9 protein-coding genes and 1 tRNA gene are annotated in these 10,315 nt (G+C 40.0%); 9 read left to right on the forward strand and 1 reads right to left on the reverse strand.

What is annotated here, in order from left to right:
* Positions 1-165: 165 nt before the first annotated feature.
* Together EGX73_RS09170 and rpoE are read left to right on the forward strand one after the other, a co-directional pair.
* Positions 166-603, forward strand: coding sequence for a DUF1934 domain-containing protein (locus EGX73_RS09170; RefSeq protein ID WP_005471808.1), 438 nt, complete (start codon positions 166-168; stop codon positions 601-603).
* Between the two features lie 86 nt (positions 604-689).
* Positions 690-1,295 (forward strand): DNA-directed RNA polymerase subunit delta, encoded by a 606-nt coding sequence (rpoE, locus tag EGX73_RS09175; RefSeq protein WP_005471809.1) that lies wholly within the window; start codon positions 690-692, stop codon positions 1,293-1,295.
* Between the two features lie 150 nt (positions 1,296-1,445).
* On the opposite strand, the gene EGX73_RS09180 is transcribed toward rpoE, so the two are convergent.
* Positions 1,446-1,517: transfer RNA gene (locus EGX73_RS09180), tRNA-Arg, on the reverse strand.
* Between the two features lie 54 nt (positions 1,518-1,571).
* On the opposite strand from EGX73_RS09180, the gene rpoN reads away from it, so the two are divergent.
* From rpoN to glf, 7 genes are all read left to right on the forward strand, one after another.
* Positions 1,572-2,885 carry an RNA polymerase factor sigma-54 gene (gene rpoN / locus EGX73_RS09185; protein WP_005471810.1) on the forward strand — a complete coding sequence of 438 codons (1,314 nt, stop codon included), beginning with the start codon at positions 1,572-1,574 and terminating at the stop codon, positions 2,883-2,885.
* Positions 2,886-3,321: 436 nt separating this feature from the next.
* Complete coding sequence (locus tag EGX73_RS09190; protein ID WP_003127560.1) at positions 3,322-4,359, forward strand: sugar-binding transcriptional regulator; 1,038 nt, start codon at positions 3,322-3,324, stop codon at positions 4,357-4,359.
* 40 nt (positions 4,360-4,399) lie between these two features.
* The gene (gap, locus tag EGX73_RS09195) at positions 4,400-5,401 is read left to right on the forward strand and encodes a type I glyceraldehyde-3-phosphate dehydrogenase (protein WP_003127561.1); all 1,002 of its coding nucleotides are present in this window, start codon (positions 4,400-4,402) and stop codon (positions 5,399-5,401) included.
* Between the two features lie 99 nt (positions 5,402-5,500).
* Positions 5,501-6,691, forward strand: a complete 1,191-nt coding sequence (gene pgk, locus EGX73_RS09200; protein ID WP_003127563.1) for a phosphoglycerate kinase — start codon at positions 5,501-5,503, stop codon at positions 6,689-6,691.
* Between the two features lie 69 nt (positions 6,692-6,760).
* Positions 6,761-7,516, forward strand: coding sequence for a triose-phosphate isomerase (gene tpiA / locus EGX73_RS09205; RefSeq protein ID WP_003127564.1), 756 nt, complete (start codon positions 6,761-6,763; stop codon positions 7,514-7,516).
* 111 nt (positions 7,517-7,627) lie between these two features.
* The gene (eno, locus tag EGX73_RS09210; protein WP_003127565.1) at positions 7,628-8,929 is read left to right on the forward strand and encodes a surface-displayed alpha-enolase; all 1,302 of its coding nucleotides are present in this window, start codon (positions 7,628-7,630) and stop codon (positions 8,927-8,929) included.
* A 227-nt stretch (positions 8,930-9,156) separates the two neighbouring features.
* Positions 9,157-10,269: a UDP-galactopyranose mutase gene (gene glf / locus EGX73_RS09215; RefSeq protein ID WP_096710947.1), complete on the forward strand. Its 1,113-nt coding sequence runs from the start codon at positions 9,157-9,159 to the stop codon at positions 10,267-10,269.
* Positions 10,270-10,315: the final 46 nt, after the last annotated feature.

Genomic DNA, 10,315 nt, shown 5'->3' on the forward strand with positions numbered 1-10,315 from the left:
CTCCTTCAATAATAAGATCTCCTACTATTATATATGAAGATCATGAAAAAACTTAATCAAAAAGCTAAGAAAACGTTCTATAGTGGATGTTTTAGCTGAAATGATTGACAAAAGAGGGGAAAAAAGGAAAAATGAAACTGAAATCTGCTAAGGAGGCACACTATCATGAGGGAATTGTCACAAGGAATTCCGATTTCGATCCATTTAACGACAAAGGTCGAACAAGCGGGAGAAACACAAGATTTTTTGTTTGATTTACAAGGACAGGCGGTCAAAATCGGCGATACGCTGTATCTGAGATACAAAGAGATTCAGCCAGAAGGAGCCGAAGTACCAGTGACGATGAAAATTATGCCAGATGGCGTGATCCAACTGATTCGCTCGGGAGAAATGCGAACACGCTTGAAATTCGCTTACAAAGAACGTTTAGAAACAAGTTATCAAACGCCTTACGGCACGATGCATTTCCATACATATACAAGTCACTTACATGTGAGTCTGAAAGATCGTCCTTATTCAGGTAAAGTCGATGTCCATTATGATTTATTTATGATGGAAGACAAAGTGGGAGAATACAAACTTTCTTTGGAGTTTACTGCTTAAATAAATGCAAATTTTGAAAGAATAAATTGCAATTTGTCTCACATTTTTGTATGATTAGGAGTAGACTGTGAAAGGACGTGTCCCGTTTGGAAATTAATGTATTTGAAGGTGTAAATAAAAACGAATTGTCAATGATCGAAGTTGCCCATGCGATTTTAGAGCAACGCGGTGACGTGATGGATTTTTCTGATTTGGTCAACCAAATCCAAAACTATCTAGAAACTTCGGACAGCGAGATTCGTGATTCTTTGGCGCAGTTTTATACAGACTTGAATATCGATGGCAGTTTTATTTCTTTGGGAGACAATCGCTGGGGATTGCGTTCATGGTATGCGATCGACTCAATCGATGAAGAAGTCAACCACGGAATCGATGATGAAGATGAAGATACACCGCGTCGTCGCAAACGTAAGAAAGTGAATGCCTTTATTAGTGACGATGAAGACGCGATCGATTATAACGATGATGACCCAGAGGATACTGATTTGTCTGATGACGATGAAGAGGATCTTTTTGACGATGATGACGATGAGGATGAAGAAATCTCCGCATATAACTCAGATCTGCAAGAAATTGGTGCAGACAATAACGATGATGACGAAGAGGAACTACCAGGGAACATTGAAGAAGATCTAACGATCATCGATGATGATGAAGAAGACGAATTTGATGACGAGGAAGAAGAGGAATAGGCCTCTTCTTTTTTGTGTTTAGCAAAGGCAACAGCGTATGGAAGATGGCAAGAGCTCAATCAAAATAAAAAAAACGGAAGTGCTGTCAGCACTTCCGTGGTTTTTTGAATTATCCCTTGAGATAAAGTATACTATAAATGAAATGAAAAACGCGCCTTGAGGGAATCGAACCCCCGTCTCAAGAACCGGAATCTTACGTGATATCCACTACACTAAAGGCGCGAAGCACAAATAACAGTTTAACCAATTTTCTCAGAAAAAACAAGAGGTAAAATGATGAAATTTCAACAACAATTTTCGCAACAACAAAAACAGACACAAAAGTTGGCGATGACGCAGAAATTACAGCAGTCGATCCAAGTGCTGCAATTTTCATCAGATGAACTGCTTGCTTTCGTAGATAATCAGGCATTAGAGAATCCCCTGATCGATTTAACGGACCATGAATATCCGACGAGTTATACTCAAGGCAGTGGGACATCTGAGCAATTCAATGAATATTTGAATCAGATCCCAAATAGAGGAAGTTCGCTCTTTGAGTATTTGATCGATCAAATCCATTTAAATTACCGAGACACCTTTCTACGCACCGTCGTGTTATTTCTAGTGGAATATATTGATTTGAATGGATTTTTGACCATTGATTTGGTGAAGGCTGGTCAAATGATCGGAGCTTCAGAGATTCAGATGCTCGATGCCTTGACACTGATTCAGCAGTTGGATCCAGCGGGTGTCGGCGCACGAGATCTACGAGAATGCCTCATGCTTCAAACTGAACGGGACGATGCTGCGCCAGAACTCGCCTATATCGTTCTTGAAGAATGGTTCACGGAATTAGCAGAGCGCAAGTGGGACAAAATAGCGAAAAATCTAGCAGTTTCGCTTTCAGAAATTCAGAAGGTGTTTGACTATATCCAAACGTTGACTCCAACACCAGGGGCGGCCTTTGGGTCTACAGATGGTTTGTATATCATCCCAGATTTGCGAGTTACGATTACTGAAGGCCAGCCAGTGGTTACCTCTAATCGACGAGCAATGCCGGAAGTCCGTTTCCAACAACACTATTTTGATCAATTAAAACAAAGTGGCGATGCTGAGGTAAAGAAATATTTAGACAACAAAGCCCAAGAATTTGAATGGCTAAAAAAGACTCTCCAGCAGCGAGGAGATACCATCTATCGAGTGGGAGAAGCGATCGTTCATCATCAGCAAGACTTTTTTTTACAAGCTGACCGACCATTGAAGCCATTAATCCTCAAAGAAATCGCTGACGAATTAGGTATTCACGAATCGACAGTCAGTCGTGCCGTCAATGGGAAATATTTGGAGACAGAATTTGGTGTTTTTGAACTGAAGTCCTTCTTTGGTCAAAAAGTGTCCACCCAAAGTGGAGAGGATGTCACCACGGAGGCAATCAAGCGACGTTTGGCAGCTTTGATCAACGAAGAGAATAAGCAGAAGCCGCTTTCTGATCAAAAATTGGCTGATTTGTTAAAAGCGGAAGAAGTGGAAATTTCTCGACGGACTGTTGCCAAGTATCGTGAGGCTCTTAATATTCCTGGATCTTCTAAACGAAAGCGGTTTGATTGATTTTTCGATACAGTTCTTGTTCTGATCCAGCTATTGAAGAAAGATTCAACAAGAATGACGGCAAAAAGTCCAATGACCCCACCTCTTATACATAAGAAGACAGGTAAGCAATTTGGGTTTCATATAACCGTAGCAAAGGCAGGGCTACTTGTGATAAATAGCTCTGCCCGCTTTTCATAGGCGGTCGCTGATCCTTTTGCTCGAGTTTTTCTTTGTTGATTTCTTTTACTAGTTTGAAAGCTGTTTTTGGCTGTGATAAGAATCCGCTTTACGGTTAAAAAAGTTTGGAGAATCATTTTTTATAATTGAAATAGTTGCATGAGGCGTCCAGAAGTGCTACTATTATTGGTGTAAGAGATGAATTAAATTTTTTTTGGAATAGATGGGTCATTTTAAGTCATTGTAGGACAAAAAAAGTCCAACGGGAGGATGCAAAATGCTCGATGAATTGAAATTGATTGAGGCAATCACCCCGGATATCCTCGCGGTGCTTCAAGAACGTTACCGTATTTTACGGACTATCTATTGGATGCAACCAGTAGGGCGGCGGACATTGTCTGAAAGCTTAGCAATGACGGAACGTGTGTTGAGGTCTGAAACGGATATCCTCAAAAAACTTAAATTGATTGATTCGTCTAAAAGCGGTATGCAATTAACGGCCTATGGCGAAGAAATCTATACAAAAATCGGCAGTTTGATGGATCAATTGTTTGGCATGCATCAAACAGAGAAGCGGTTATCCGAGTACTTCGGGATTGATCGTTGCTTGATTGCCAGCGGTGATGGGGACCGTCAACCGAAAGTGATTGCTGAATTCGGTCAGCTGCTTAATGAGTCGTTAGACTTATTGCTGCCAGATGGTGAGAATACGATCGCTGTGATGGGCGGTACGACAATGGCAAAAGTTGCCGAAGAACTAGGCAATCTTGAAACTGGCAAACGCCATAACTTGTTTGTCCCAGCCAGAGGGGGCATCGGAGAAGCAGTCAATGTTCAGGCAAATTCAGTCGGATCAGTGATGGCGATGCGTACCAATGGTAATTATCGTTCCCTATTTGTACCGGAACAATTAAGCACTAACACCTATGAATTTTTGTTGAAAGAACCAGCGATCCTTGATGTCTTAAACTTGATAAGTCAAGCAAATTGTGTTATTCATAGTATTGGACGAGCACTGCATATGGCAGCTCGAAGAAAGATGTCAGAAAAAGAGATCCTGATGCTGAAACAAAAGAATGCAGTAGCGGAATCCTTCGGTTATTTCTTTAATGAAGCAGGCGAGGTCGTTTATAAAATTCCTCGTATCGGACTGCAGTTGAAGGACTTGCAGAACGTGCCGATCATTTTCGCAATCGCAGGCGGTAAATCAAAAGCCAAAGCGATCAATGCATACATGAAAAATGCACCAAAACAAACATGGCTCATCACAGATGAAGCCTGTGCCAATGAGATTTTAAAAGGGGCAACCCTTTAAAATAAATATTTTTATGATTTTCATAAGGAGGAAATCTTAAATGACAGTTAAAGTAGGTATTAATGGATTTGGACGTATCGGACGCTTAGCATTTCGTCGTATCCAAGAAGTAGAAGGAATCGAAGTTGTGGCTATCAACGACTTAACAGACGCTAAAATGTTAGCACACTTGTTAAAATATGATACAACACAAGGACGTTTCAACGGTACAGTTGAAGTTCATGAAGGATCATTCAACGTGAACGGAAACGAAATCAAAGTTCTAGCAAACCGCAACCCTGAAGAATTGCCTTGGGGCGAATTAGGTGTTGAAATCGTGCTAGAATGTACTGGATTCTTCACTTCTAAATCAGCTGCTGAAAAACATTTAACAGCTGGTGCAAAACGTGTAGTTATCTCAGCTCCTGGCGGAAACGATGTACCAACAATCGTTTACAACACAAACCACGAAACTTTAACAGGTGATGAAACAGTAATTTCTGGTGCTTCATGTACAACTAACTGTTTAGCTCCTATGGCTAAAACATTGAATGACAAATTTGGTGTGATCGAAGGCTTGATGACTACGATCCATGCTTACACAGGTGACCAAATGACTCTAGACGGACCACACCCTAAAGGTGACTTCCGCCGTGCGCGTGCTGCTGCAGCAAACATCGTTCCTAACTCAACTGGTGCTGCTAAAGCTATTGGCTTGGTAATTCCTGAATTGAACGGTAAATTAGACGGAGCTGCTCAACGTGTTCCTGTTGCAACTGGTTCATTAACTGAATTAGTTACAGTTCTTGACAAAGAAGTAACTGTTGACGAAGTAAACGCAGCAATGAAAGAAGCTTCAAACGAATCTTACGGTTACAACACAGACGAAATCGTTTCTTCTGATATCGTTGGTATGACTTACGGTTCACTATTTGATGCAACTCAAACAAAAGTTATGACTGTTGGCGACAAACAATTAGTTAAAACTGTTGCTTGGTATGATAACGAAATGTCATACACTGCACAATTAGTACGTACTTTAGAATACTTCGCTAAATTATAAGATTTGCGTCGTACATTCATTTAAACCATCGCAAGAGAAAGCGGGGAAGCAGCGCGCTTCTCCGCTTTTTTTAACAATTACATTAGGAGGAATCTGTTCATGGCTAAAATGACAGTTCAAGATATCGATTTAAAAGATAAAAAAGTTCTTGTGCGTGTGGATTTCAATGTTCCATTGAAAGACGGTGTGATCGGTGACGACACTCGTATCAAAGCAGCACTTCCAACAATTAATTACGTGATCGAAAATGGCGGAAAAGCAATTCTTTTCTCTCACTTAGGTCGTGTCAAAGAAGAAGCAGATAAAGAAGGCAAATCTTTAGCACCAGTAGCAAAACGTCTAGGCGAATTGTTAGGCAAAGAAGTGACTTTCGTTCCTGAAACACGTGGGGAAAAATTGGAAGCAGCAATCAACAACATGAAAGACGGCGATGTTGTTGTTTTCGAAAACACTCGTTTTGAAGATGTTGACGGCAAAAAAGAAAGCAAAAACGATCCAGAGCTTGGTAAATATTGGGCTTCATTAGGGGATGTTTTTGTCAATGATGCATTTGGTACAGCTCACCGTGCCCATGCTTCAAACGTCGGAATCGCTTCTACAGGAATCCCAACAGTTGCTGGATTCTTAATGGAAAAAGAAATCAAATTTATTGGTGAAGCAGTCGAAGAACCAAAACGTCCAATGGTAGCGATTCTTGGTGGTGCGAAAGTATCTGACAAAATCGGTGTCATTGAAAACTTGATTCCTAAAGCAGACAAGATCTTGATCGGTGGCGGAATGACTTATACATTCTACAAAGCAAAAGGAATGGAAATTGGTAACTCTCTTGTTGAAGCGGATAAAGTTGAGTTGGCAAAAGAATTGATCGAAAAAGCTGGCGATAAACTTGTTTTACCAGTTGACTCAATCACAGCTGCTGAATTTTCAAATGATGTTCCAACAGAAGAACATACTGGTGATGTTCCTGAAGGTCAAATGGGCTTAGATATCGGACCTGAAACAATTGCATTGTTCGCTGAAACATTAAAAGGTGCAAAAACAGTTGTTTGGAACGGACCAATGGGTGTGTTCGAAATGTCAAACTTTGCTAATGGTACCATCGGTGTTTGTGAAGCAATCGCAAACCTTGAAGATGCAACAACAATCATCGGTGGTGGAGATTCAGCTGCAGCTGCAGAACAATTAGGTTTTGCTGATAAATTCACTCACATCTCAACAGGTGGCGGTGCTAGTTTAGAACTTCTAGAAGGTAAAACTCTTCCTGGATTAGCAGCAATCAACGACAAATAATCAAGCAATGACGCGGCTGCGTTGCAATAAGCAGCCGTGACCCTTAAATAACAAAGGAGTGCCAGAAAAATGCGCAAACCAATTATTGCCGGAAACTGGAAAATGAATAAAACTGCGAAAGAAGCAAAAGAATTTGCTGAAGCAGTCAAAACAAAAATTCCTAGCAACGATAAAGTAGATTCTGTTATCGGAGCACCAGCGTTGTTCTTGGAAACATTAGTAACAGCTGCAGAAGGTACAGAATTAAAAATTGCTGCTCAAAACAGCTACTGGGAAAATGAAGGTGCCTTTACAGGAGAAACTTCACCAGCTGCTTTAGCTGACTTAGGTGTTGACTATGTAATCATCGGTCACTCAGAACGCCGTGAATATTTCCATGAAACTGACGAAGACATCAACAAAAAAGCGAAAGCAATTTTCGCAAATGGTATGATCCCAATCCTATGTTGTGGTGAATCTTTAGAAACTTATGAAGCTGGAAAAACAGCTGAATGGATCGAAGGACAAATCACTGCCGGTTTAGAAGGATTGACAGATGGCCAAGTCAGCAATCTAGTCATTGCTTACGAACCAATTTGGGCGATCGGTACAGGTAAATCAGCAGATGCACAAATTGCTGATGAAATCTGTGGTGTTGTACGTCAAACAGTTGAAAAATTATACGGTAAAGAAGTTTCTGATGCTGTACGTATCCAATACGGTGGTTCTGTAAAACCTGAAAATATTGCAGAATACATGGCAAAAGAAAATGTAGATGGAGCATTAGTTGGCGGCGCAAGCTTGCAAGCTGATTCATTCCTAGCATTGTTGGATGCAGTAAAATAATTTCATTCTCATGAAAATATTGTTTGCAGAAAACAGCTTTTTTCACTACAATTAAGATGTTCGCAAGGGAGATTCCCTTAAGATAAAACAAACTCAAAGGAGAGACAAAACATGTCAATTATTACTGATGTTTACGCACGCGAAGTCCTAGACTCACGTGGTAACCCAACTATCGAAGTAGAAGTCTACACAGAATCAGGTGCTTTCGGCCGTGGAATGGTTCCTTCAGGAGCTTCAACAGGTGAACACGAAGCAGTTGAATTACGTGATGGCGACAAAGCTCGTTATGGTGGTAAAGGTGTAACGAAAGCAGTTGACAATGTAAATAACGTCATTGCTGAAGCAATCATCGGCTACGATGTACGTGACCAAATGGCTATCGATAAAGCAATGATCGCTTTAGATGGAACTCCTAACAAAGGCAAATTAGGTGCTAACGCAATTCTTGGTGTTTCTATTGCCGTTGCTCGTGCAGCTGCTGATTATTTAGAAGTACCTTTATACCACTACTTAGGCGGATTCAATACAAAAGTATTGCCAACACCTATGATGAACATCATCAACGGCGGATCTCACTCAGATGCTCCGATCGCTTTCCAAGAATTCATGATCTTGCCTGTAGGCGCACCTACATTCAAAGAAGGTCTACGTTGGGGTGCTGAAGTATTCCATGCATTGAAATCAATCTTATCTAAACGTGGTTTAGAAACATCAGTAGGTGACGAAGGTGGTTTCGCTCCTCGTTTTGAAGGAACTGAAGATGGTGTTGAAACAATCTTAGAAGCTATCAAAGCTGCTGGTTTAGAACCAGGTAAAGACGTTTACCTAGGATTTGACTGTGCTTCTTCTGAATTCTACGAAAATGGCGTGTACGACTACACGAAATTTGAAGGCGAAAACGGTGTGAAACGTACAGCTGCAGAACAAGTTGACTACTTGGAAGAGTTAGTTAACAAATACCCAATCATCACAATCGAAGATGGTATGGATGAAAACGACTGGGATGGTTGGAAACTATTGACTGAACGTCTAGGCGACAAAGTTCAATTAGTTGGTGACGACTTGTTTGTTACAAACACTGAAATCCTTGAAAAAGGAATCAAAAACGGTATCGGTAACTCAATCCTAATCAAAGTAAACCAAATCGGTACATTGACTGAAACATTCAATGCGATCGAAATGGCTAAAGAAGCTGGTTATACTGCCGTTGTTTCTCACCGTTCAGGTGAAACAGAAGATTCAACAATCTCTGATATCGCAGTTGCAACAAATGCTGGCCAAATCAAAACTGGTTCTCTTTCACGTACTGACCGTATTGCTAAATACAACCAATTACTACGTATCGAAGACCAACTTGGTGAAGTTGCTGAATACAAAGGCTTGCAAGCTTTTTACAACTTGAAAAACAAATAATCTTTCGATGATTACATTGCTCTGAAAGAGCAGCGGTTGATTTAACAACCGCTGTGATTTCAGAGCTTTTTTGCTGTCTGGATTAAGTGATTTGAATCAAGACTTATTTTTCTCATGGAACAGAGAGCAGTCTTTTCTTCTTTATTTTCTTTTTCTAAAAAAAGAAATTATAGTTCTGGTTTAGCGAAACTCTATAATAAAAGAAAAAATAAATTTAGGAGAAATACATGGTGTATGATTATCTAATCGTTGGTACAGGACTATTTGGCTCGGTTTTTGCTTATGAAGCAGCTAAACGGAGACACTCGGTGAAAATGTTGGAAAAACGAGCACATATTGGTGGCAACTGTTATACAGAAAAACAAGTCGGAATTGACATACATAAATATGGTGCGCATATCTTTCACACATCGAGCAAAAAAATTTGGGACTACGTCAATCAGTTTGCTGATTTTTATCCCTATATTCATGAACCTATTGCAAACTATAAAGGTGAGCTATATAATCTCCCCTTCAATATGAACACGTTTTACCAATTATGGGGAACCAAAAGACCAGATGAAGCTCGCATCAAACTAATGGCTCAAATTGAAAAGACAGGAATAAAAAGACCCCGAAATTTAGAAGAACAAGCTCTTTCTTTGGTGGGGACAGATATTTATCATAAGCTGATCAAAGGCTATACGGAAAAACAGTGGGGACGAGGATGTGCTCAGCTACCTTCTTTTATTATTAAAAGACTGCCGGTCCGGTATACATTTAACAACAATTATTTTACGGATACTTTTCAAGGCATTCCAAAATTGGGCTATACAGAAATGATTCAAAAAATGCTTTCAAATCCACTGATTGAAGTTTCTTTAGAAACTGATTTTTTTGCAGACCGTACGCGTCATGAAGCATCAACCAAGAAGATTGTTTATACTGGAATGATTGACCAATATTTTGACTATTGTTACGGGGAGTTGGCCTATCGTTCTTTACATTTTGAAACTGGAACATATGATACAGATAATTATCAAGGAACAGCAGTTATGAACTTTACAGACAGTCAAACGCCCTATACGCGAATCATTGAGCATAAACATTTTTGTCCAGTTGTGACAAAAAAAACAGTTGTCACGAAAGAATTTCCAAAAACTTGGCGGAAGGGAGACATTCCTTACTACCCAATTAACGATCAAATCAATCATGCTCTGTATCGCAAGTATGAAAAATTAGCGCATCAGCAAAAAAAATGTTTATTTGGTGGGCGTCTAGCAAACTATCGTTATTATGATATGGATGATACGATTGCAGCCGCTTTAAAACTAGTCAAACATGAATTTCAAGCAGAGTGACTTCTTTTATGGAAGAGGTTGCTCTTTTTTTGTCCCGATTCTGGGA

It is taken from the genome of Enterococcus sp. FDAARGOS_553, from assembly GCF_003812305.1.
GTDB lineage: Bacteria > Bacillota > Bacilli > Lactobacillales > Enterococcaceae > Enterococcus_D > Enterococcus_D gallinarum.

Coding starts and splice junctions, on each gene's coding strand:
- EGX73_RS09170 (WP_005471808.1), top strand. CDS start 166: ATGAGGGAATTGTCACAAGGAATTCCGATTTCGATCCATTTAACGACA.
- rpoN (WP_005471810.1), top strand. CDS start 1,572: ATGAAATTTCAACAACAATTTTCGCAACAACAAAAACAGACACAAAAG.
- EGX73_RS09190 (WP_003127560.1), top strand. CDS start 3,322: ATGCTCGATGAATTGAAATTGATTGAGGCAATCACCCCGGATATCCTC.
- gap (WP_003127561.1), top strand. CDS start 4,400: ATGACAGTTAAAGTAGGTATTAATGGATTTGGACGTATCGGACGCTTA.
- pgk (WP_003127563.1), top strand. CDS start 5,501: ATGGCTAAAATGACAGTTCAAGATATCGATTTAAAAGATAAAAAAGTT.
- tpiA (WP_003127564.1), top strand. CDS start 6,761: ATGCGCAAACCAATTATTGCCGGAAACTGGAAAATGAATAAAACTGCG.
- eno (WP_003127565.1), top strand. CDS start 7,628: ATGTCAATTATTACTGATGTTTACGCACGCGAAGTCCTAGACTCACGT.
- glf (WP_096710947.1), top strand. CDS start 9,157: ATGGTGTATGATTATCTAATCGTTGGTACAGGACTATTTGGCTCGGTT.